Here is a 21,942-nt window from a genome sequence, read left to right as displayed (position 1 = left end):
TCAGCCGAAGCGGCCGGAGATGTAGTCCTCCGTGGCCTGGACGGACGGGTTGGAGAAGATGCGCTCGGTGTCGTCGATCTCGATCAGGCGGCCCGGCTGGCCGACCGCGGCCAGGTTGAAGAACGCCGTACGGTCCGAGACACGCGCCGCCTGCTGCATGTTGTGCGTCACGATGACGATCGTGAAGCGCTCCTTCAGCTCGCCGATCAGGTCCTCGATGGCGAGGGTGGAGATCGGGTCCAGGGCGGAGCAGGGCTCGTCCATCAGCAGGACCTTCGGCTCGACCGCGATCGCGCGGGCGATGCACAGACGCTGCTGCTGGCCGCCGGAGAGGCCGGAGCCCGGCTTGTTCAGGCGGTCCTTGACCTCGTTCCAGAGGTTGGCGCCCTTGAGCGACTTCTCGACGATGTCGCTCAGCTCGGACTTCTTGAAGTTGCCGTTGAGCCGCAGCCCCGCGGCCACGTTCTCGAAGATCGACATGGTGGGGAACGGGTTCGGGCGCTGGAAGACCATGCCCACCTCGCGCCGCACCGACACCGGGTCGACACCCGTGCCGTAGAGGTCCTCGTCGTCCAGGAGCACCTTGCCCTCGACGCGGCCGCCCGGGGTGACCTCGTGCATCCGGTTGAGCGTGCGCAGGAACGTCGACTTGCCGCAGCCGGAGGGCCCGATGAACGCCGTCACCGAACGCGGCTCGACGGTCATCGAGATGTCCTCGATCGCCTTGTGGGAGCCGTAGTAGGCGGTCAGTCCGCTTACGTCGATTCGCTTGGCCATTACTACTTCACTTCCAGTCAGTCGCTGGCCGCGTCAGCGACCGGTCTTCGGGGCCTTCCAGCGGGCGATGCCGCGGGCCACCATGTTGAGGATCATCACGAAGGCGATCAGCGTGAGCGACGCCGCCCAGGCGCGGTCGTAGGCCGCGGTGGAGCCGGAGCTGTTGGCGTACTGCTGGTAGATGTACAGCGGCAGCGCCTGCTGGGCCCCGGAGAAGGGGTTGGCGTTGATGAAGGAGTTGCCCCACACCAGCAGCAGCACCGGCGCCGTCTCACCCGCGATACGGGCGATGGCCAGCATGATGCCGGTGGTGATGCCGCCGATGGAGGTCGGCAGGACCACCTTCAGGATGGTGCGCCACTTCGGCACACCGAGCGCCAGGGACGCCTCACGCAGCTCGTTCGGGACGAGCTTCAGCATCTCCTCCGTGGAGCGGACCACGACCGGCATCATCAGGATGGCCAGGGCCAGCGAGCCGGCGAAGCCGAACGGCTGCATCTGGAACATCAGCATGATGCTGAGGATGAACAGACCCGCGACGATCGATGGGATGCCCGTCATCACGTCGACGAAGAAGGTGACCGCACGGGCGAGCTTGCCGCGGCCGTACTCCACCAGGTAGATCGCCGTGAGCACACCGATCGGGGCGCCGATCAGGGTGGCGAGACCCACCTGCTCCAGGCTGCCGAGGATGGCGTGGTAGATGCCGCCGCCCGGCTCGGAGTCGGCGACGACGCCCATGGAGTGGGAGAGGAAGTAGAAGTCGAGGACCTTCACACCGCGCTTGACGGTGGTCCAGATCAGCGAGACCAGCGGGATGACCGCGAGCAGGAAGGCGACCCAGACCAGCGCGGTGGCGATCCGGTCCTTGGCCTGCCGGCGGCCCTCGACACGGGTGGCGATGACGAACGTGCCGAGCAGGAAGAGGAGCGCGGCGATCAGACCCCACTCCACCTTGCTGTGCAGTCCTGCGGCGAGGCCGATGCCCACCGCGACGGCGACGGAGCCGGCGGCGATCGCCCACGGCGACCACTTCGGCAGACGCGCGCTGCGCAGGCTGCCGGGCAGCTTGTCGGTGACGGCTGCGGTGCTCATGCGTTGGCCCCCGAGTACTCCTTGCGGCGGGCGATGATCGCGCGGGCCGCGCCGTTGACCAGCAGGGTGATGACGAACAGCACCAGACCGGAGGCGATGAGCGCGTCCCGGCCGTCCTGCGTCGCCTCGCCGAACTTGCTGGCGATGTTCTGGGCGAAGGTGCCGCCGCCCGGGTCGAGCAGGCTGGTCTGGATGTCGAAGGTCGGCGAGAGCACGGTGGCCACGGCCATCGTCTCGCCGAGGGCGCGGCCGAGGCCGAGCATGGAGGCGGAGATCACGCCGGAGCGGCCGAAGGGCAGCACGGCCATCCGGATCACCTCCCAGCGGGTGGCGCCGAGGGCCAGGGCGGCCTCCTCGTGCATCCGCGGGACCTGCCGGAAGACCTCGCGGCTGACGTTGGTGATGATCGGCAGGATCATGATCGCGAGCAGCACGCCGACGGTGAGCATCGAGCGGGGCGCGCCGCCCTGCCAGGAGAAGATGCCCGTCCAGCCGAGGTAGTCGTTCAGCCAGCCGTACAGACCGGTCATGTGCGGGACGAGGATCAGGGCGCCCCACAGGCCGTACACGATGGACGGTACGGCGGCGAGCAGGTCGATGACGTACGCGATGGCACCGCTCAGCCGGCGCGGGGCGTAGTGGGTGAGGAACAGCGCGATGGCGACCGCGACCGGCACGGCCAGGACCATGGCGATGACCGAGGAGACCACGGTGCCGAAGACCAGCACCGCGATGCCGAAGACCGGCGGCACGGTGTTGGTGTTCCACTCGAAGGTGGTCAGGAAGTTGCCGTGGTCCTTGCTGATCGCGAGCGAGGCACGGTAGGTGAGGAAGACCGCGATCGCGGCCATGACCACCAGCAGCAGGATGCCGGAGCCGCGGGACAGCCCGAGAAAGACGCGGTCGCCGGGGCGGGTCGCGCCACGGGCGGCGAGCTTGTTCTCGGTCGCGGTCGGCTGGGGGGTGGGGGGAGGTGCGTCGGTTGTCTTCGTCGTCGATATGTCCATCGGGATCTCCGGTCTGCGGAGCCGCTCACGTTCGGTGGGCGGCTCCTGGCGGCGGTGCACCGGACGGTGCGGCCCGGCCCGCGGAAAGGCCGTGGGAACCGGGCCGCACTCTCGGATCAGGTCAGCTCAGGCCCGCGATGGTGGAGCGGACCTTGCCGATGATCGCGTCGGGCATCGGCGCGTAGCTGATGCCGCTGAGGATCTTCTGGCCGTCCTCGGAAGCCATGTAGTTGAGGAAGGACTTCACGGTCGGCAGGGTGTCGGCCTTGTTGCCCTTGTCGCAGACGATCTCGTACGTCACCAGGGTGATCGGGTACGCGCCCTCGGCCTTGGTGGTGTAGTTGAGCTTGAGCGACAGGTCCTTGCCGGTGCCGACGACCTTGGCGTCCGCGATGGCCTTGGTGGCGCTGTCGGTGGTGGGGGCGACCGGCTGGGCGGCACCCGTGGCGATGCTGACCGCCTTGAGGCCGTCACCGACGTAGGACAGCTCGAAGTAGCCGATGGCGCCGTTGGTCTGCTTGACCTGCTGGGCCACACCGGAGGACTGCGCGGCGGACTGGCCGCCCTGGGCCTGCCAGGTCTTGCCGCCCGAGTACTTCCAGTTCTCCGGGGTGGCGGCCTTCAGGTACTTGGTGAAGTTGTCCGTGGTGCCGGAGTCGTCCGAGCGGTGGAAGGCCTGGATCTTCAGGTCGGGGAGCTTCGCCTTCGGGTTCAGCTTCGCGATCGCCGCGTCGTTCCAGTTGGTGATCTTGCCGTCGAAGATCTTCGCCAGGGTCGGGGCGTCGAGGACCAGGTTGTCCACGCCGTTCAGGTTGTAGCCGATCGCGATCGGGCCGCCGACCATCGGCAGGTCGATGCCCTGGCCGCCGGAGCAGACCTTCTTGGAGGCGGCGACCTCTTCGGGCTTCAGCGCGGAGTCGGAGCCGGCCCACGGGATCTGGCCCTGGGTGAACGCGGTCACACCGGCGCCGGAGCCGCCCGCCTTGTAGTTGATCTGCACGTTGCAGGCCTGGGAGAAGTTCTTGACCCAGGCGTCGATCGCGTTCTTCTGCGCGGAAGAGCCGTCCGAGAGCAGCTGCCCCTTGGCACCGTCGCACTTGATCGAGCCGGCCGCGGGGGCGGACGAGTTACCGCCCGTCGAGCCGGTCTTGCCGGTGTCGTCGGAGCCGCACGCCGTCAGGGCCAGGGCGCCGGTGACGGCGACAGCACCGAGGGAAAGGGCCCGCAGCCGGTTCTTGCGCTGAAGCTTCACTTTTCGGGAGTTCCTTCCAGGAGCCGCCGCTGTCGGCGGCGCGCAAAGTCAGGTGACGGGAGCGCGCTTACGGCCGCACTCCTCATCCGGTACGGCCGAAATTAGGCAGAACAGGTGAAGCCGCCGATGGCCGGAAGTGAACGGGGAGTGAACCCCTGCCATCGGCCCGGTGAGGTCACGGAATGCTTACGGGGAGGGCACGTGGAGGTTCCGACGAGCGGGTTACACGCACGCGTATTCGATGCTCTTCACCCGTCCGGGGGAACCCCGCCGCCCGGGACGTCGTCTCGTTCCAGGAGAGCCGAGGAAAGGCGACGGACACCATGGGCATGGAACGGCGGACGTTCATATCCGGCGGCGCGGCCGCGCTTGCGACGGCCACCCTCGCCGGGTGCAGCACCGGCGGACCATCCGCCGGTTCCGCGGCGCTCAACACATCGTCCACAGTCTCGCGTACGTCGCTGAAGACCACCAGCGCGAGCGCCGCCGCGAACTGGGCGGCCCTCGCCCGGGACCTGGACGGCACCCTGGTCCGCCCCGGCGACACCACCTGGAAGACCGCCCACCAGCTGTACAACACCCGCTTCGACGGCCTGAAGCCGGCCGCGGTCGCCTACGTCGCGCACACCGACGACATCCGGACGACCCTGGCGTACGCCAAGGCCCACCACATCCGGGTGGCGATCCGCAACGGCGGCCACTCCTACGCCGGCTACTCCTCCGGCGACGACCGCCTCATCCTCGACGTCTCCCGGCTGAACCGGATCCGGGTGAGCGGCGGGCAGGCGGTGGTCGGCGCCGGCTCCAAGCTGATCGACGTCTACCGCGGACTGGGCGCCAAGGGCGTGACCATACCCGCGGGCTCCTGCCCCACGGTCGGCGTCTCCGGCCTGGTCCTGGGCGGCGGCCACGGCGTCGTCTCCCGCGCCTACGGCCTGACCTGCGACAGCCTCACCCAGGCGACCCTGATCACGGCCGACGGCACGCAGATCACCGCGAACGCGTCGACCCACTCCGACCTCTTCTGGGCGCTGCGCGGCGCGGGCAACGGCAACTTCGGCGTCGTCACCGAGCTCCAGTTCAAGACCCACCCGGCCCCGCAGGCGGTGACCGCGTACCTCACCTGGCCCTGGGCCAAGGCCGCCGCCGTGCTGAAGGCCTGGCAGGAGTGGGGCCCGAGCCAGCCGGACGAGATCTGGTCCGCCCTGCACCTGTCCTGCGCGCCGGGACACACCCCGACGATCTCCGTCTCCTGCTTCTCCCTCGGCACCTACGGCGAACTCCAGAACGCCGTGGACCGCCTCGCCCACCTGGCCGGCGCCGACGCCTCCTCCGTCTCCCTGCACCGCCGCGGCTACGAGCAGGCCATGGAGGTCTACGCCGGCTGCTCCTCCTTCTCCACCCCGGCCCAGTGCCACCTCCCGGGCTCCACCCCGGGCCGCTCCCCGCAGGGCGCGCTCGGCCGCGAGACCTACGCGGCCCGCTCCGACTTCTTCGACCGCTCGCTGTCCGCGGCCGGCATCCAGACGGTGCTGAGGCAGATCGCCTCGGTGCGGGGCGGCGGGGGCAGCATCGCGTTCACGGCGCTCGGCGGCGCGGTCAACAGGGTCTCCCCGACGGCCACGGCGTTCGTCCACCGCCGCTCGCGGATGCTGGCGCAGTACATCGCGAGCTGGGGTGCGGCGTCCTCCGGCAGCACGGCCCAGTCCTGGCTGACCTCGGCCCACGCGGCGATGGCGCCGTACGCGTCCGGCGCGGCGTACCAGAACTACACGGACCCGACGCTGAAGGACTGGCGGCGCGCCTACTACGGGGACGCGGCGGCCCGCCTGGCCAAGGTGAAGCAGCAGTACGACCCGTCCCGCTTCTTCTCCTACGGCCAGAGCCTGTAAGCCCTCAGGGGCCCGGCGGCGTACCCGGTCACGCCGCCAGGTCCCGCTCCTCACGCTCCACCGAGCTGCGCGCACCCGGAAGCACCGGCACCCCCGCCGCCGTACCCCGGCGCACCAGCCGGCCCAGCCGGGGCGACCGCTCCACCGCCCGCAGCACCGGCGTGAGCAGCGCGGTGGCCGGCGGGGACAGCAGCAGCACCACCGCCGTACCCAGCGCGAAGCCGCCGATGACGTCCGTCGGGTAGTGCACGCCCATGTAGACCCGGCAGAACCCCTCGAACAGCGCGAGCCCGATCCCGGCCAGGCCGAAGCGGCGGTGGGCGACGAACAGCCCCACCCCGAGCGCCATGGTGAGGGTGGCGTGGTCGCTGACGAAGGAGAAGTCGGTCTTGCCGGAGACCAGGACGTCCAGCCCCTGGTGGTCCCGGAACGGCCGGGGGCGCTCCACGAAACCCCGTATCGGGATGTTCACCAGCACCGCGATCGCGGCCGCGAGCGGCGCCCAGACCAGCGCGGCCAGGGAGGGCGCGGCCTCCTCGCCGCCCCGCCGCCGCACGGACCACCAGCACCACAGCACCAGCAGCACCATCGCGACCAACAGACCGTACTCACCGACGAACGCCATGATCCGGTCGAACCAGTGCGGGGCGTCCTTGGCAAGACCATTGATGTCGTAGAGCAGGTCGACGTCGGGGTTCGATCCGGATTCGGCGAGTACAGCCATGGTGCTGTGGCCCCTTCGTCGGCTACCGGACGCACCTCGTGTGCGCCGCTTTCCCACCCCCGTGGTGTCGTAGATCCGCTTCCGCTGTACTGCGGTCCTGCCCGCACTGCCCGTACTGACGTCCGCTCGGCTACGTCAACAGGAACGCACAGCCACCATCAATACGTTCCACTCTCCACTGAATGATCACGCAGACGTTATCGAAGAGAGACTCGTCATCGCAGCTCAGGGGGTGACTTCACGCTCCGCTCAGACATGGGTGGGGAGTGCTTTCGCGCCATCCTCGGTGACCCGGGTGGCCCCGAAGTAGTCCGGGCTGTCGATCGGGTCGAAGCGGATCACCGCGCCGGTCCTCGGCGCGTCGATCATGTACCCGCCGCCCACATAGATCCCGACGTGGTGGATGGCGCGGGAGTCGCTCAGGTCGTTGGAGAAGAACACCAGGTCACCGGGGAGCAGCTGGTCCCGCGAGGGGTGCGGGCCCGCGTTGTACTGGTCGTTGGCGACCCGCGGCAGCGTGATCCCGACACTGGCGTACGACGCCTGCGTCAGCCCCGAGCAGTCGAACCGCCCGCCCTGCTCCGGCGTGCCCTCGCCGCCCCACAGATACGGCGTGCCGAGCTTCTGCTGCGCGAACTCGATGGCTCCGGCGGCCTGTTGGGTGGGGTCGATACGGCTGGTGGGGGCGGCGAAGCTCTTGGCCAGGCTGTTGATCCGCTGGACGTAGTTCTGTGTCTCGCTGATGGCCGGAACCCCACCCGAGCGGATGACCCGGTAGGCACCGGCGTTGTAGGCGGCGAGCATGTTGTCGGAGACGTTCCCCGGCACGTCCTTCACGTACTTGGCGAGTTCGCAGTCGTACGACGCGGCCGACGGGATGGCGTCGGCCGGGTCCCAGATGTCCTTCTTGCCGTCCCCGTTGCCGTCGATGCCGTGCGTGGCCCAGGTGCTCGGGATGAACTGCGCGATGCCCCGGGCGTCGGCCGGGCTGACGACGGTCGGGTTCCAGCCACTCTCCTGGTACAGCTGGGCGGCGAGCAGCGCCGGGGTGAGCGCGGGACACAGGTTCCCCCACTGCTGCACGAGGGACTTGTACGCGGCCGGCACGGCGCCCTTGGCCAGCCCCCGGCTGCCCGAGGTCACCCCGCCCAGGATGTTCCCGGCGACGACGTACACCCCCACGACCAGCAGCAGGACGAAGCTCAGCCCGAGCCCGACGGCCGCTCCACCGATCACCCATACCTTCCGCACGGGGTCAACTTTCCCCCATGTGGGTGCCGTTCACGACAATTTCGGGGTGATGTGGCGTCATTTCGCGCCCGGGCGGGGCTGTACAGCCGAATCAGCGGCTGCTGACGGGGGGTCAGGAGGCCGCGATCGCGTCCTTGTAGAGCTCCGCCGCCTCGCCGCCCAGCACCACGCTGTAGGAGGTGTCGGGGGTCGAGCCGCCCAGCTCATGGCCGCCGAGGACGCCGACGACCTGGTTGTCGCCGTTGATCCAGGGGCTGCCGCTGGTGCCGCTGGTGAAGCCGGGGCAGTCGATGCGCTGTTGGGTGCCGCTGTGCCGGGACGGCCGGTTGGTGCAGCCGATGGGCGTCTCGCGGACATCGGGATAGCCGGTGACCGTCACCGCGGTGACCCCGGTCACCGTGCCGGGCATGAACCGGTTCGCGCCGACCACCGACTCGACCCGCTTGCCGTGCAGCTCGGCCAGGGTCGCGAAGGCGACGTCGCTGTCCTCGTCCTGGTCCTTGGCCCAGCCGTCGGGCACGAAGCGCCGCTGCACCTTCCACACCCCGTACGGCGCCTTCCCGTCCCGGTATCCGGGCACGAACACCAGGTCGCCGTCGACGCCGTCCACGCAGTGCGCCGCGGTGAGGATGAGGTCGCCCCGCGGGCTGTGCACCACCGAGGCGGTGCAGTAGTGGCCGCCGGCCAGCTTCTGGGCCCGGTCGGCACCGAACAGCGCACCGATCCGCGCACTCTGCCCCGAGGCACCGACCTCCGCGGTGATCCCGAAGGGACCCGGCTCGTCGGCAGCCGCCACCGACGCCGAGGTCAGGGCAAGCGTCACCACGACACACAGCAGCGTGGGACGTGCGGTGATCCAGATGCGTGAGATGCGCTTCATCAGGCCCCACTCTGTCTCACGAAGGTGAGAATCCCGCTCCGACTTCACTGAGATTTTCCTGTGAACCCCCGTATTGCCGCCACCGCAGCACCGAAAACGCGTGCGAAGTGAGGTCGGAGCGGGGCGGGAAAACGACACAACGGAAGCAGAACGCGCCAGAAAGGGGCGGCACCGCTCAGAACGTGGTCGTCATGCCGCCGTCCACCGCGATGGTCTGCCCGGTGACGAAGGACGCCGCGTCGCTCGCCAGGAAGACGACGATGCCCGCGATCTCCTCCGGGCGGCCCCAGCGGCCCAGGGCGGTGCGGGTGCGCAGCCAGCGCCGCCAGTCCGGGTCCTCGGCCGGCTCGGCGTTGACCTCGGTGGCGAAGGTGCCCGGCGCGACCGCGTTGACCGTCGTACCGCCCGGCCCCAGATCGGCGGCGAGCGCCCGGGTCAGCCCGTCGAGGCCCGCCTTCGCGGTGGCGTAGCCGACATCACCCGTACGGCCCAACTGCCCGACCACCGAGGAGATGTTGATGATCCGGCCCGCCGTCCCCCGCGCGGCCAGCCCCCGTGCGACCGTCTGGCTCAGGGCGTACGCCGAGGTCAGATGCACATCGAGCAGCGCGGCCAGCTGCTCGGGCGTCATCTCGGCCACGCCCCTGCGGTCGCGGTGGCCGACGTTGTTGACCAGGATGTCTATGGCGCCGAGCGCGCTCACCGCCTCCTCGGCGGCCGGCCGGTCGGTGACGTCGAACGCGGCCGTGGCGACGTCGTACCCGGCGTCCGTCCGCAGCCCCGCCGCGACCGCCTCCAGCGCGGCCGGATCGCGGCCGTTGAGGACGACGCGCGCACCGGCCCCGGCCAGCCCGCGGGCCATCTCCAGGCCGAGGCCGCGCACGGACCCGGTCACCAGGGCGGTCCGGCCGTCGAGCCGGAAGACCGGGCCGCCGGTGCCGTCCATGCCCTGCCGCCCTCCGTGTGCGGGGAAGATTCCGTCCCCGTCACGGTATCCGCTCGGCCGCCCCCCACTGAACGCCCGGACGTGTCCGGACGTACCCCTTATAAGCACCCATGGGAGCGAACACCCGGAAAGAGCTGGAAGAGGTGGTTCTGATGGCGCTCTCGGCACACATCGCTCGTGCAGCACACACCGCCCGTACGGCACTCGGCGGCACGGCGGTGGCCTTCTCCGCCGCCCTCCTCCTGGCCGCCTGCGGAGGCGGCGGAGGCGGGAGCACCGGCGGCGGGGGCACCGGAGGTCCCGCGACGAGCCCGGGGACGGCGAGTTCGGGGACGGCGGGCTCGGGAACCCGGGTCACCGTCACCGAGACGGAGTACGCGCTGAAGCTGTCCCGGTCGTCCTTCACCCCGGGCACCTACACCTTCGTCTCCGACAACGCCGGCCACATCACCCACGCCCTGTCCATCGACGGGCCCGGCGTGGAGGACGCCCACACCAAGACCATCGCGGGCGGGCAGCACGCCACGCTCACGGTCACCCTGAAGAAGGGCACCTACGACCTGTACTGCCCGGTCGACGGCCACAAGCAGCTCGGGATGGACCAGCACATCACGGTCGGCTGACCGGTGCCGACGGCCAGGTCACCCCGGTCATCTCCTCCGACAGCGTCCACAGCCGGCGGGCGGCCGCCGGGTCGCTCGCCGCCGCGCTCCGCCCGACCAGGGTGGGCGCGCCGCGCATCTCGCCGAGGCCGCCGGGGCCGACGTACGCCGCGCCGGGCAGGTCCTGGGTCGCGGCGAAGAGGGTGGGCAGGGCGCCGGAGCGGTCGTCCTGCGCGAAGAGCCTGTTGCCGACCGCCATGGCCGCCCGCAGCAGGGGGTTGCCCGCGTGGCTCTGGAGGTTGGTCGCCGCGTACCCGGGATGCGCGGCGAGGGCGCGCACGGCCGAACCGGACTCGGTCAGCCGGCGCTGCAACTCCAGGGTGAACAGCAGGTTGGCCAGCTTGGACTGGGCGTAGGCGCGGGTAGGCGAGTAACGGCCGGTGAGGTTGACGTCGGCGAAGTGGATCACGCCGTCGCCGCCGCGGTGCAGCCCGGAGGAGACGGTCACCACGCGGTCGGTGATGTGCGGCAGGAGCAGATTGGTCAGCGCGAAGTGGCCGAGGTGGTTGGTGCCGAACTGCATCTCGAAGCCGTCCTTGGTGCGCAGCTCCGGCAGCATCATCACGCCCGCGTTGTTGATGAGCACATCCAGCGGGCGGTCCCAGCCGGCGGCGAACGCGCGCACCGAGTCCAGGTCGGCGAGGTCCAGCCGGCGCACCTCGGTGCTGCCGCCCGCCTGCGCCGCCGCGGCCCGGCCGCGCTCGGGGTCGCGCACGGCGAACACCACATGCGCCCCGGCCCGGGCCAGCGCCTGGGCGGTGGTGCGGCCGATGCCGCTGTTGGCGCCGGTGATCACGACCGTACGGCCGGTCAGGTCGGGCAGGAGGTTCACGTTCCAGGTCTCGCGCTGTGCGCTCGTAGCAGCCATGACCCCAATGTAGACATCGCCAACAATGCAGTCAACGACAACAAAGCTGACGATGACAACATCTGGTTACGATGGCCCACATGCCGCGCATCCGCCAGAGCCGCCCCTACCACCACGGAGACCTGCGCGCCGCCCTGCTCAGGAGCGCCGAGCGCACCCTGCGCGAGAAGGGGGCCGGCGCGCTCTCGCTGCGCGAGCTGGCCCGGGACACCGGCGTGAGCCACGCCGCCCCCGGCCGCCACTTCAAGGACAAGCAGGCTCTGCTGGACGCGCTCGCCCTGGACGGCTACGAGCGCCTGACCCAGGCCCTGGACGGCGCCGCCGCCCACCCCGGCCGCACCTTCGAACAGCGGATGACGGCCCTGGCCCGCGCCTACCTCGAGTTCGCCGTGGAGAACCCGGAACTGCTCGAGCTGATGTTCGCGCGCAAGCACCACCCGGACAGCTCCGACCGGCTCGCCGCGGCCGTCGACCGCTCCTTCGGCTCCCTGACCCGCACCTTCGCCGCCGCCCAGGAGCAGGGCGAGCTGGTGCCGGGCGACCCCGAGCGCCTCACCCTGGTCGCCGCCGCGAGCCTGCACGGCCTCGCCGGGCTGATCGCCGCCTGCGCGCTGGACGCCGAGGAGGCGCTGGCCGGCCTGGACGACCACGTCCACCTGCTGCTGCACGGCCTCACGCCCCGCTGACCGACGCGCCCCGTCCCTGGACCCGCCCCTGTGCCCCCGCTGTGATCACGGTCAAGCGGCTGCCAGCGCACAGCCATCCCACCGCCATTGGCCGGTAATTGCCGGGCCTCCTTCAGTAACGCGAGAGTCAGAATTCCGAAAGCCGCTTGTTGTTGCGTACTCAACAAGCGAGTGTCGTGCGCGGGCCGCCGCCCCCACCGGTCACCCACCGGTGGTCCCCCCACCCGCAGGCCTCTGCCCACCATTTCCAGGAGGCTGTACGTTGCGTACGACCACCCCCAGCTCCCCCCACATATCCGGCAGATGGCGCCGGGCCGGCTCGGCCGTCGCGGCCACCGCCGCGCTGCTCGCCGCCGGTCTGGCCACCGCCGCCCACGCGGACGCCGCCACCACCGCCCCCCAGGTGACCTGGGCCGCCACCCCCTGCGCCACGCCCAAGCACCACGGCGACCTGGCCTGCAACTCCTTCCGGGTCACCGGCGGAGTGACCGCCTTCGAGAAGGCCCTGGCCCAGCGGACCGGCAAGGCCGCCAAAGTCACACCCAAGGCCGCCGCCGCCAGCCCCACCGGATACGGCCCCTCCGACCTCCAGGACGCCTACGGCCTGACCGACGCCGCCTCCGCCAACGGCTCCGGCGAGACCATCGCGATCGTCGACGCCTACGACGACCCGAACGCCGAGGCGGACCTCGCGAAGTACCGCTCCTCCTACGGCCTTTCCTCCTGCACCACCGCCAACGGCTGCTTCACCAAGGTCGGCCAGACCGGCTCCACCACCTCCCTGCCCACCGCCGACTCCGGCTGGGCCCAGGAGGAGTCGCTCGACCTGGACATGGCCTCCGCCGTCTGCCCGAACTGCAACATCATGCTGGTCGAGGCCAAGTCCGCCTCCATGACCAACCTCGGTACCGCGGTGAACGAGGCGGTCAAGCTGGGCGCCACGTTCGTCTCCAACAGCTACGGCGGCTCCGAGTCCTCCTCCGACTCGACCTACGACTCCTCGTACTACAACCACCCGGGCGTGGCCATCACCGTCTCCGCGGGCGACGAGGGCTACGGCGCCGAGTACCCGGCCGCCTCCAAGTACGTCACCGCCGTCGGCGGCACCGCCCTGTCGACCTCGTCCACCTCCCGCGGCTGGACCGAGAAGGTCTGGAACACCAGCTCCACCGAGGGCACCGGCTCCGGCTGCTCCGCCTACGACGCCAAGCCCAGCTGGCAGACGGACACCGGCTGCGCCAAGCGCACCATCGCCGACGTCTCGGCGGTGGCCGACCCGGCGACCGGCGTCGCGGTCTACGACTCCTACGGCGTCACCGCCGGCTGGTACACCTTCGGCGGCACCAGCGCCAGCGCGCCGATCATCGCCGGCGTCTACGCCCTCGCCGGCACCCCCAGCAGCGGCAGCTATCCGGCCGAGTTCCCCTACGCGGCCGCCGGCACCTCCGCCCTGAACGACGTCACCAGCGGCAGCAACGGCAGCTGCTCCGCCGGCGCGAGCTACCTGTGCACCGCCCGGTCCGGCTACGACGGCCCGACCGGCTGGGGCACCCCCGAGGGCACGGACGCCTTCACGGGCTGACCAGGCTCGACCGGTCCACCCCGTCGGGTCACGGGGAGCCGCCAGTGGGAGGGGGACGTGGGGTCCCCTCGGCGGCACGGAAAGGAAGACGGGTCACGGCAACCGGCCGTGACCCGTTTTCCCTGTTCTGACCGGTGCCTGACGTACCGTGAGAACATCTTCGGTAAAGGGGGACAACGACGGAACCCGCGGCAGGTTCCGATCTGACCTCGTTGCCCGGGGTGACCTGCCGTGATACACAGAGTGACCGTACGAGCTATTCGTACGAAACCCGTCAGTCAATGACGTCAAGTCGACATACGAAGGCGACGTTGTCGGCGAGAATGAGGCCCGACCTCTGCACACCCGCAGGGGCGTTCGCGGAACTACCCACCAGGGGCGGTGACTTACATGCTCTTTGCGGCCGACAAGGGAGACATCAACACCATCATCGGCGGGATCGCCCCGAACTGGGGCCCCTTCGGCAGCCTGGGCAACGAGGCGAAGGTGATGATCGAGGTGGTCATGGCCGTGGCCATCCTCCTCTGCCTGGGCATCGCGGTCTGGGGCGCGGCCAAACAGCGCATCGGCGCCACGGCCCTGCGGGACACCTTCAGCGCGGAACAGGGCAAGGGCCTGATCATCGCCGGCCTCACCGGAGTCTTCATCATCGGCTCCCTCGGCACGCTGTTCACCATCGTCTACGGCATGGCGGTCTGACCCCTCCCCCTCTCCCTCCCCACCCACCCGTCGTGCCCACCGGCTGAGGTTGCGTTTCCCTGATGTCGAGTCACCACACCGCGCCCGCGCGGGAACCAGCACGGCTACCGTCGTATATCCACGAGGCGGAGGGGGCACGCACGGCATGAGTCCCATGAATCCCGGCGACGACCAGCCGTACCACGACACCGACACGGGCCACACCCGCACCCGCCTACCGGACAACGACCCCTACGGCGGCGCTCCCCGCCGCCCCACCCGCAGCTCCTCGAAAAGCCTGGTGACGGTCGTCGGCGTGGTGGTCCTCCTGATCGCAGCAATCGCATTCGCGAACCGGGGAGACGATTCACCAGCCAACAGCGCATCCGGAAAGGGCGCCCAGCCACAGGCAGCGGCCACCGCCCCGTCCGGCACCCGCCCGGTGGACACGAAGACCGCCGGCATCCCCTCGGGCTTCGCCCATACGGAGCAGGGCGCGCAGTCGGCGGCCTCGAACTACGCCGTGGCGCTGGGCTCCACGGGCATGTTCAACAAGGACAGCCGTCACACCCTGCTCCATACCCTCTACACCCCCGAGGCCGCAGACCGCCTCCAGAGCGCGACGGACCAGGCCTATTCGGCCGACTTCCTCGCCAAGATGGGGCTCGACGCACAGGGCAACCCGCCGAAGGGTGACACCTTCGTCTCCCGAGTGGTCCCGATCGGCACCACGCTGCAGCACTACACGGACGACGAAACGCAGGTCGCGGTCTGGTACGTGGGACTCATCGGCATGGCCGGCAACTCCTCGACAGACCCGGTCACCACTTCGTGGAAGACCTGGACGTTCGACCTGCGGTGGATCGACGGCGACTGGAAGATCAGCACCGACGCACAGAAGGACGGCCCCGCCCCGGTCCCCGGCGACGACAGGGCCGCCACCTCCGACGAGATCAGCAAGGCCATCGAAGAGTACGGAGGGTTCACGTATGCCCGGTAGCCCGCAGCGTGCGCTCAAGCTGGCCGGAGTGGTGGCAGCCGTACAGACAACGGCCGTACTGCTGGCCACGCGCGCCTTCGCCGCGCCCTCGCCCACCCCCTCGGGCAGCCCGTCGCCTTCGCCGTCCGGCAAGTACAACTGTTCCGTCATCTCGGGCGAGGCCAAGAAGTACTGCGAGCGAGGCAACACCACCAGCGGCTCGAAGGGTGCCAACGTCCCGGACACCTCCACCCAGGACCCCCTCTCCTCCCTCGCCAAAGGCTGCGCCCAAGCCGCCTCCTGGACGGTGGACAAGCTGAGCAAGGCCGTGAAGGACACCGCCAACGTCGACTTCACCAATCAGAAGTTCCTCCAGCAGTACGCCATCGTCTTCGCCGCCTCCACCATCCTCACCCTCGTCCTCTGGCTCCTCGCCGTCGCCAAGCGAGCCGTCCGCGGCGTCCCCCTCACCACCGCCATCTCCGAAGCCGTCGGCTTCCTCTGGCTCACCGTGCTGGCCTCCGCCTTCACCCCCCTGATCCTCTACACCGTCGTCTCCGCCACCGACAGCGTCACCGACGTCCTCGCCAAAGCCACCGGCGACCAGGCCGACACCTTCTTCGGCACCTTCTCCGGCGCCCTCGGCAAAGGCAACGACATCGGCGGCGGCCCCATCATGCTGATCGTCGTCTCCCTCGTCAGCATCCTCGCCGCCGGCGTCCTCTGGCTGGAGCTCGTCATCCGCGCCGCCCTGCTCTACGTCGGCGCCCTCCTCGGCACCGTCGTCTACGCCGGACTCGTCGACAAGAACCTCTGGGGACACGTCCGCCGCTGGGCCGGCATCATGATCGCCGTCATCCTGGTCAAGCCGGTCATCGTCATCGTCCTCGGCCTCGCCGGCGCCCTCTCCTCCGGCCACGGCCCCGACGCCTTCTCCGCCGTCGTCTCCGGCCTCGCCATCATCCTGCTCGCCATCTTCGCCAGCGCCGCCATCTACCGCTTCGTCCCCGGCTTCGGCGACGAGATCGCGTCCGGCCGCAACAACCGCATCATGCAGGGCGCCGAATCCAAGGCCGCCGCCGTCATCAGCTCCCCCGCCAGCCTCGTCGCCCAGGGCATCAAGACCCACAGCACCCGCGCCGACAGCAACGGCTCCGCCGGCACCGCAAGCAGCGCCCCCCGCCCCGCCAACCCCGCCACCGGCGGCGTCGCCGCCCACAGCAGCCGTACCCCCAGCACGGGCACCGGCGGATCCGTCCCCTCCGCCACCCCCGCCCCCCGCGCACCCAGCCCGGTCAACACCCCGCACGCCAGCAACACCCGCAACAACCGCACAGGAGGTGAAGGGCGTTGACGACCGAGTCCCACCTGTCGTCCCACCCGGTCACGCCCCGCCGTACCTATCTCATCGGCCGCGCCCGGCCGAACGCGATCATCGGCCGGAACCGCGAGTCCGGCGAGATCGCGCTCATCGTCGTCGGCGCGTTCCTCGGCATGATGTGCGGCCTCCTCGTCCCCGTCCTGTCCCTGCGCATCGTGCTGCTGACCGGCTTCCCCCTGCTCGCGCTCGCCGCCGTCTACATGCCGTACAAGCGCCGCACCTTCTACAAGTGGTTCGAGATCAACCGCAGCTACAAGCGCACCCTGAAGCGCGGCGCCGTCTACCGCTCCAGCGCCATGGAGGCCGGCACCCGCCTCGACGGCCACGAGATCGAGATCGGCCCGCCCCCCGGCATCGGCCGCATCACCTGGCTCGCCGCCCCCTTCGGCCCCGACGAGATCGCCGTACTCCTGCACGCCGACCGCAAGACCGTCACCGCCGCCATCGAGATCGAGGGCCCCGGCGTCGGCCTGCGCGACTCCGAGGACCAGGAAGCCCTCGTCGACCGCTTCGGCACCCTCCTCAAGCACGTGGCCAACGGCGACGGCTTCGTCACCCGCCTCCAGATGCTCGCCCGCACCCTCCCCGCCGACCCCGACGCCCACGCCAAGGACGTCGCCCAGCGCGGCGACGACCGCGCCCCGACCTGGCTCCAGCAGTCCTACGACCAGCTCCAGTCCATGGTCTCCACCAGCAGCGAGCAGCACCGCGCCTACCTCGTCGCCTGCATGCACTTCAACCGCGAACTCGCCGCCGAGGCCAACGCCATGGCCCGCGCCGTCCGCGCCCACGGCGGCAAGGTCGACCGGGACGCCGGACTCGCCGTCGTCATGGCCCGCGAGCTGACCGACATCTGCTCGCGCCTCCAGGAGGCCGACATCCGCGTCCGCCAGCCCCTCGGCCAGGGCCGGCTCGCCTCCCTCATCCACTCCATGTACGACCCCGACCACCCCATCGACCACATCCAGGCGATGACCCAGCGCAACGCCTGGCCGGCCGAACTGGACGCCACCGAACCCACCTTCCTCCAGGCCAAGACCCGTGAGTCCAGCACCCGCGCCCCCTGGTGCCACGCCACCGCCTGGGTGAAGGAATGGCCCATGACCCCCGTCGGCGTGAACTTCCTCGCTCCCCTGCTCGTCCACACCCCGGACGTCATCCGCACGGTCGCCGTGACCATGGACCTCGAACCCACCGAGATCGCCATCGAACGCATGCTGACCGAGAAGACCAACGACGTGGCCGAGGCCTCCCGCGCCGCCAAGATGAACCGCACCGTCGACCCACGCGACATCGCCGCCCACAACCGGCTCGACCAGCGCGGCGAAGACCTCGCCAGCGGCGCGGCCGGCGTCAACCTGGTCGGCTACATCACCGTGTCCTCCCGCACCCCGGACGCCCTCGCCCGCGACAAGCGCACGATAAGGGCCTCCGCCGGCAAGTCGTACCTCAAGCTGGAGTGGTGCGACCGAGAGCACCACCGCGCCTTCGTGAACACACTTCCCTTCGCCACCGGCATCCGAAGGTAGGGGCTGATTCGCCGATGCGGGATCCGCTGTCCGTCCTCACCGACGCCTTCACGTCCTTCCTCTTCGGAAGGGTCGAGACGACCCGTCTCCCGGTCCGCACCTCCACGGGCCAGGCCCAGGCCGTCTATCTGCCCACCGCCGCCCCGGGCCTCGGCGACTCCGGCGTCATCATCGGCCGCGAGGTGTACTCCGGAAAGGGCTACATCTACGACCCCTTCCAGCTCTACGGCCAACAGCTCCCGGCCCCGCACTGGCTCGTCCTCGGCGAGTCCGGCAACGGCAAGTCGGCCCTGGAGAAGACCTACGTCCTGCGCCAGCTGCGCTTCAAGGACCGCCAGGTCGTCGTCCTGGACGCCCAGGGCGAGGACGGCGTCGGCGAATGGAACCTGATCGCGCAGGAGCTGGGGATAACACCCATCCGCCTCGACCCGACGGCCGCCCTGAACCACGGCATCCGCCTCAACCCGCTCGACCCGTCGATCACCACCACCGGCCAGCTGGCCCTGCTCCGCACGATCATCGAGGTCGCGATGGGCCACGGCCTGGACGAACGCTCCGGCTTCGCCCTCAAGGTCGCCCACTCCTACGTCAACGAGACGATCGTCGACCGCCAGCCCGTCCTCTCCGACATCGTCGAGCAGCTACGACACCCCGAGCCCGAGTCCGCCGAAGCCATGAACGTCGCCATAGACGACGTACGGGCCTGGGGCCTGGACGTCGCCCTCGTCATCGACCGCCTGGTCGACGGCGACCTGCGCGGCATGTTCGACGGCCCCACCACGGTCGGCATCGACCTCGACGCCCCCCTCATCGTCTTCGACCTGTCCCACATCGACCGCAACTCCATCGCCATGCCCATCCTCATGGCGATCGTCGGCGTGTGGCTGGAACACACCTGGCTCCGCCCCGACCGGAAGAAGCGCATCTTCCTGGTCGAGGAGGCCTGGCACATCATCAACAGCCCCTTCGTGGCCCAGCTGTTCCAGCGCCTGCTGAAGTTCGGCCGACGCCTCGGACTCTCCTTCGTGGCGGTCGTCCACCACCTGTCCGACGTGGTCGACGGCGCGGCCGCCAAGGAGGCCGCGGCGATCCTGAAGATGGCCTCCACCAGGACGATCTACGCCCAGAAGGCCGACGAGGCGAGGGCGACCGGCCGTGTCCTCGGCCTGCCCCGCTGGGCCGTGGAGATCATCCCCACCCTCACCCCCGGCATCGCCGTCTGGGACGTCAACGGCAATGTCCAGGTCGTCAAACACCTGGTCACGGAGACCGAACGCCCCCTCGTCTTCACCGACCGCGCGATGACCGAGTCCTCCAGCGCCCTCACCGCCGACGACGCCCTGCACGCCGCCGAACTGGAGGCCGAGCAGCGGGCCGCCGCCTTCGTGGAACAGCACCTGGGCGACTCCGAGTCGACGGTGGCGTAGACGGCAGGACCAGGGAGACCCGGGGCAGACAGGGGAGACAGGGGAGGAACACGGTGACACCCGACGAGCGCCGCGACCGTCACCAGGGCGGCGGGCACCCAGGCGGCCGGGCCGGCGGCATCCCGGACGGCCTGCTGGTCGGCATACTCGCGTTCCTCCTCGGCATGACCGTGCTGGTGTGGACGGCCACGGGCCTGGCGTCCTTCTTCGCCCACGGGGACTGGCCCGACGGCGTCACCTTCACCCGCACCCCTCTGGCCATGCGCCACCTCATCGGCCACCCCCACGACCTCCCCGGCGCCTGGCCCGACACCTCCGCCGGCCGGCTCTCCGGCTGGGGCTTGTTCTGGGGCCTCTTCATCGCCCAGCTGATGATCCTGTTCGTCCTCACGGTCTTCGTGATGGGCGCGGTGGCCCGCTGGCGCACGGCAAGAGCCCGCACCCGCCAGTCCCAGAACCTTCGCTACGACGTCCCCGTACCCCGCACCGAACCGGCACCCCAGCCCCAGCCCGAGCCCCAACCGCAGCCGCAGCCGCAGCCGCAAGCGACCGAAGCCGTCCCCCTGCCACAGCGGGAGCCGGAGCGGGAGCCGGAGCCGGGGACGGTCACCACGGCACCCGCTCCACCCGCTCCCCCCACCCTCACGGCCCAGCCAGCCGTGCTCTACGCCCCCAGGGAAGCCCGCCACACCTCCGCCGCCCAGGCCCTCCTCGACGCCGAGGGCCCCGCCCTCCTCGTCACCTCCAACCCCGCCCTCTGGCAGGACACCAAGGACGCCCGGGCCAAACTCGGCCCCAGCCTCCTCTACGACCCCACCCACCTCTGCGACACCCCGGCCCGGCTGCACTGGTCCCCGGTGACCGGCTGCGAGGACAAACAGACGGCCCTCCAGCGAGCGACCGCCCTGCTCGCCCCGGTGCAGCCCACCGCCAAGATCGACCAGATCCTCACGGACACGGCGATCACCCTGCTCCGCAGCTACCTGCACGCCGCCGCCCTGGAGAACCGCACGATCCGGCACGTCCACCGCTGGGCCCAGGGCACCCAGGTGCAGGACGCCGTCCGCACCCTGCGCACCCACCCCAAGGCCGCCCCGGGCGCCGCCGGTGAACTCGAGGCCGCGCTCACCGCGCACCCCGAGCGCCGCGACATGGCCCACGAGCTGACCAGCCGCGCCCTGTCGGCCATCTCCACGGTCAACGTCCGCGAGGCATGCACTCCAAACCGAACAGATGCGCTCGCCTTGGATTCCTTTGTCCACGAAGGGGGAACGCTCTATGTGGTGGGTGACTCCATCGAGGACCCCAGGACCCACCCGGGCGCGATGCCTCTGCTGACGGCCCTCGTCTCCAGCGTGGTCGAGCGCGGCCGGCGCATGGCCGAACGGTCATCCTCCGGTCGGCTCGACCCACCACTCACCCTGATTCTGGACGACATCGCGGCCGTGGCCCCCGTCCCCCAGCTCCCGGACCTCCTGGCAATGGGCCCCGACCAGGGCCTCCCCACCCTGGCCCTCCTCCGCTCCCCCGAACAGGCCCGCACCCGCTGGCCCCACCAGCACCTACCGGTCTAGGACGCACCCATTCCGGCCTGGCCTGTCAGTAACACGACATACCGTGGTCCGCATGACCACACTTCCCGACCGCCCGCACACCGCACTGCTCGTCATCGACGTCCAGAACGGTGTGGTGGAGCACGCCGTCCGCCGTGACACCGTCATCAGCAACATCACGACCCTCATCGACAAGGCCCGCGCCGCCGGCGTCCCGGTGATCTGGGTGCAGCACCAGGACGAGGACCTGGTGCCCGGCACCGAGCGCTGGGAGTTCGTCCCGGAACTGAAGCGCCTGGACACCGAACCCCTGGTCGCCAAGGCCTACCGGGACTCCTTCGAGGACACCGTCCTGGAGTCCGCCCTCGCCGAGCGGGGAGTGGGCCGGCTCCTCGTCACGGGCGCCATGACCGACTTCTGCATCCGCTCGACCCTGCACGGCGCCCTCGCGCGGGGCTACGACACGACACTGGTCGCCGATGCCCACACCACGCAGGACCTCACCGAGTACGGCGCGCCGGCCGCGGAGCAGGTCATCGCCCACACGAACCTCTACTGGAGCGACCAGTCGGCACCGGGCCGCCGGGGCGGAATCATCAAGACCGCCGACGTGACCTTCTGAAAAATGCCCTGAAAATGCAGAAAGGCCCACGCCATACGGCGTGGGCCTTTCCCAATGATTGTTCGGCGGTGTCCTACTCTCCCACAGGGTCCCCCCTGCAGTACCATCGGCGCTGTGAGGCTTAGCTTCCGGGTTCGGAATGTAACCGGGC

20 protein-coding genes and 1 rRNA gene are annotated in these 21,942 nt (G+C 70.2%); 11 read left to right on the top strand and 10 right to left on the bottom strand.

The annotated features are described in order from the left end of the window. The 4 genes from pstB to pstS form a co-directional block, all read right to left on the bottom strand. Complete coding sequence (gene pstB / locus ACWCV9_RS28760; protein ID WP_450790851.1) at positions 1-777, bottom strand: phosphate ABC transporter ATP-binding protein PstB; 777 nt, start codon at positions 775-777, stop codon at positions 1-3. A gap of 33 nt (positions 778-810) precedes the next feature. Continuing rightward, complete coding sequence (gene pstA / locus ACWCV9_RS28755) at positions 811-1,872, bottom strand: phosphate ABC transporter permease PstA (RefSeq protein WP_385845491.1); 1,062 nt, start codon at positions 1,870-1,872, stop codon at positions 811-813. Beyond that, positions 1,869-2,879, bottom strand: a complete 1,011-nt coding sequence (pstC, locus tag ACWCV9_RS28750) for a phosphate ABC transporter permease subunit PstC (RefSeq protein WP_450790850.1) — start codon at positions 2,877-2,879, stop codon at positions 1,869-1,871. Before pstC ends, pstA begins: the two co-directional genes overlap by 4 nt. A 121-nt stretch (positions 2,880-3,000) precedes the next feature. After that, complete coding sequence (pstS, locus tag ACWCV9_RS28745; protein WP_450790848.1) at positions 3,001-4,131, bottom strand: phosphate ABC transporter substrate-binding protein PstS; 1,131 nt, start codon at positions 4,129-4,131, stop codon at positions 3,001-3,003. Positions 4,132-4,460: 329 nt separating this feature from the next. Here pstS and ACWCV9_RS28740 point away from each other — a divergent pair, with 329 nt between their 5' ends. Continuing rightward, positions 4,461-6,023, top strand: coding sequence for an FAD-binding oxidoreductase (locus ACWCV9_RS28740; RefSeq protein ID WP_450790846.1), 1,563 nt, complete (start codon positions 4,461-4,463; stop codon positions 6,021-6,023). A gap of 28 nt (positions 6,024-6,051) precedes the next feature. On the opposite strand, the gene ACWCV9_RS28735 is transcribed toward ACWCV9_RS28740, so the two are convergent. The 4 genes from ACWCV9_RS28735 to ACWCV9_RS28720 all read right to left on the bottom strand — a co-directional run bounded on the left by ACWCV9_RS28735 (position 6,052) and on the right by ACWCV9_RS28720 (position 9,824). Next, entirely contained in the window at positions 6,052-6,747 is a 696-nt protein-coding gene (locus ACWCV9_RS28735; RefSeq protein ID WP_450790845.1) for a phosphatase PAP2 family protein, read from the bottom strand. A gap of 249 nt (positions 6,748-6,996) precedes the next feature. Further along, positions 6,997-7,998, bottom strand: coding sequence for a bifunctional lytic transglycosylase/C40 family peptidase (locus ACWCV9_RS28730; RefSeq protein ID WP_450790844.1), 1,002 nt, complete (start codon positions 7,996-7,998; stop codon positions 6,997-6,999). Between the two features lie 112 nt (positions 7,999-8,110). Next, complete coding sequence (locus ACWCV9_RS28725; RefSeq protein ID WP_450790842.1) at positions 8,111-8,878, bottom strand: trypsin-like serine peptidase; 768 nt, start codon at positions 8,876-8,878, stop codon at positions 8,111-8,113. 175 nt (positions 8,879-9,053) lie between these two features. Further along, entirely contained in the window at positions 9,054-9,824 is a 771-nt protein-coding gene (locus ACWCV9_RS28720; RefSeq protein WP_450790840.1) for an SDR family oxidoreductase, read from the bottom strand. A 152-nt stretch (positions 9,825-9,976) separates the two neighbouring features. On the opposite strand from ACWCV9_RS28720, the gene ACWCV9_RS28715 reads away from it, so the two are divergent. Further along, positions 9,977-10,447 (top strand): plastocyanin/azurin family copper-binding protein, encoded by a 471-nt coding sequence (locus ACWCV9_RS28715; protein ID WP_450790839.1) that lies wholly within the window; start codon positions 9,977-9,979, stop codon positions 10,445-10,447. Here ACWCV9_RS28715 and ACWCV9_RS28710 read toward each other — a convergent pair. Next, the gene (locus ACWCV9_RS28710; protein WP_450790838.1) at positions 10,434-11,354 is read right to left on the bottom strand and encodes an oxidoreductase; all 921 of its coding nucleotides are present in this window, start codon (positions 11,352-11,354) and stop codon (positions 10,434-10,436) included. The genes ACWCV9_RS28715 and ACWCV9_RS28710 overlap by 14 nt on opposite strands. An 80-nt stretch (positions 11,355-11,434) precedes the next feature. Here ACWCV9_RS28710 and ACWCV9_RS28705 point away from each other — a divergent pair, with 80 nt between their 5' ends. The 9 genes from ACWCV9_RS28705 to ACWCV9_RS28665 all read left to right on the top strand — a co-directional run bounded on the left by ACWCV9_RS28705 (position 11,435) and on the right by ACWCV9_RS28665 (position 21,791). Continuing rightward, a complete protein-coding gene (locus ACWCV9_RS28705) occupies positions 11,435-12,040 on the top strand; it encodes a TetR/AcrR family transcriptional regulator (protein ID WP_450790837.1) in 606 nt (201 codons plus the stop codon). A gap of 262 nt (positions 12,041-12,302) precedes the next feature. Next, positions 12,303-13,622, top strand: coding sequence for a S53 family peptidase (locus tag ACWCV9_RS28700; RefSeq protein WP_450790835.1), 1,320 nt, complete (start codon positions 12,303-12,305; stop codon positions 13,620-13,622). 390 nt (positions 13,623-14,012) lie between these two features. Continuing rightward, positions 14,013-14,321: a hypothetical protein gene (locus ACWCV9_RS28695; RefSeq protein WP_009189392.1), complete on the top strand. Its 309-nt coding sequence runs from the start codon at positions 14,013-14,015 to the stop codon at positions 14,319-14,321. A 154-nt stretch (positions 14,322-14,475) separates the two neighbouring features. Beyond that, entirely contained in the window at positions 14,476-15,300 is an 825-nt protein-coding gene (locus ACWCV9_RS28690; RefSeq protein ID WP_450791098.1) for a hypothetical protein, read from the top strand. After that, on the top strand, positions 15,290-16,633 hold the full coding sequence (locus ACWCV9_RS28685) for a hypothetical protein (protein WP_450790833.1): 1,344 nt from the start codon (positions 15,290-15,292) through the stop codon (positions 16,631-16,633). Before ACWCV9_RS28690 ends, ACWCV9_RS28685 begins: the two co-directional genes overlap by 11 nt. After that, positions 16,630-18,189 carry an SCO6880 family protein gene (locus ACWCV9_RS28680; RefSeq protein WP_450790831.1) on the top strand — a complete coding sequence of 520 codons (1,560 nt, stop codon included), beginning with the start codon at positions 16,630-16,632 and terminating at the stop codon, positions 18,187-18,189. The genes ACWCV9_RS28685 and ACWCV9_RS28680 overlap by 4 nt, the downstream gene beginning before the upstream one ends. Positions 18,190-18,203: 14 nt before the next feature. Further along, entirely contained in the window at positions 18,204-19,616 is a 1,413-nt protein-coding gene (locus ACWCV9_RS28675; RefSeq protein ID WP_450790829.1) for an ATP-binding protein, read from the top strand. 53 nt (positions 19,617-19,669) lie between these two features. Next, positions 19,670-21,190: a type VI secretion protein gene (locus tag ACWCV9_RS28670; RefSeq protein ID WP_450790827.1), complete on the top strand. Its 1,521-nt coding sequence runs from the start codon at positions 19,670-19,672 to the stop codon at positions 21,188-21,190. Between the two features lie 52 nt (positions 21,191-21,242). Further along, complete coding sequence (locus ACWCV9_RS28665) at positions 21,243-21,791, top strand: cysteine hydrolase family protein (protein ID WP_450790826.1); 549 nt, start codon at positions 21,243-21,245, stop codon at positions 21,789-21,791. Positions 21,792-21,851: 60 nt separating this feature from the next. On the opposite strand, the gene rrf is transcribed toward ACWCV9_RS28665, so the two are convergent. Continuing rightward, positions 21,852-21,942: ribosomal RNA gene (rrf, locus tag ACWCV9_RS28660) — 5S ribosomal RNA — on the bottom strand; the annotation flags it as partial.

It is taken from the genome of Streptomyces sp. NPDC001606 (assembly GCF_053596835.1).
This window is presented reverse-complemented; position numbering and strand designations above follow the sequence as displayed.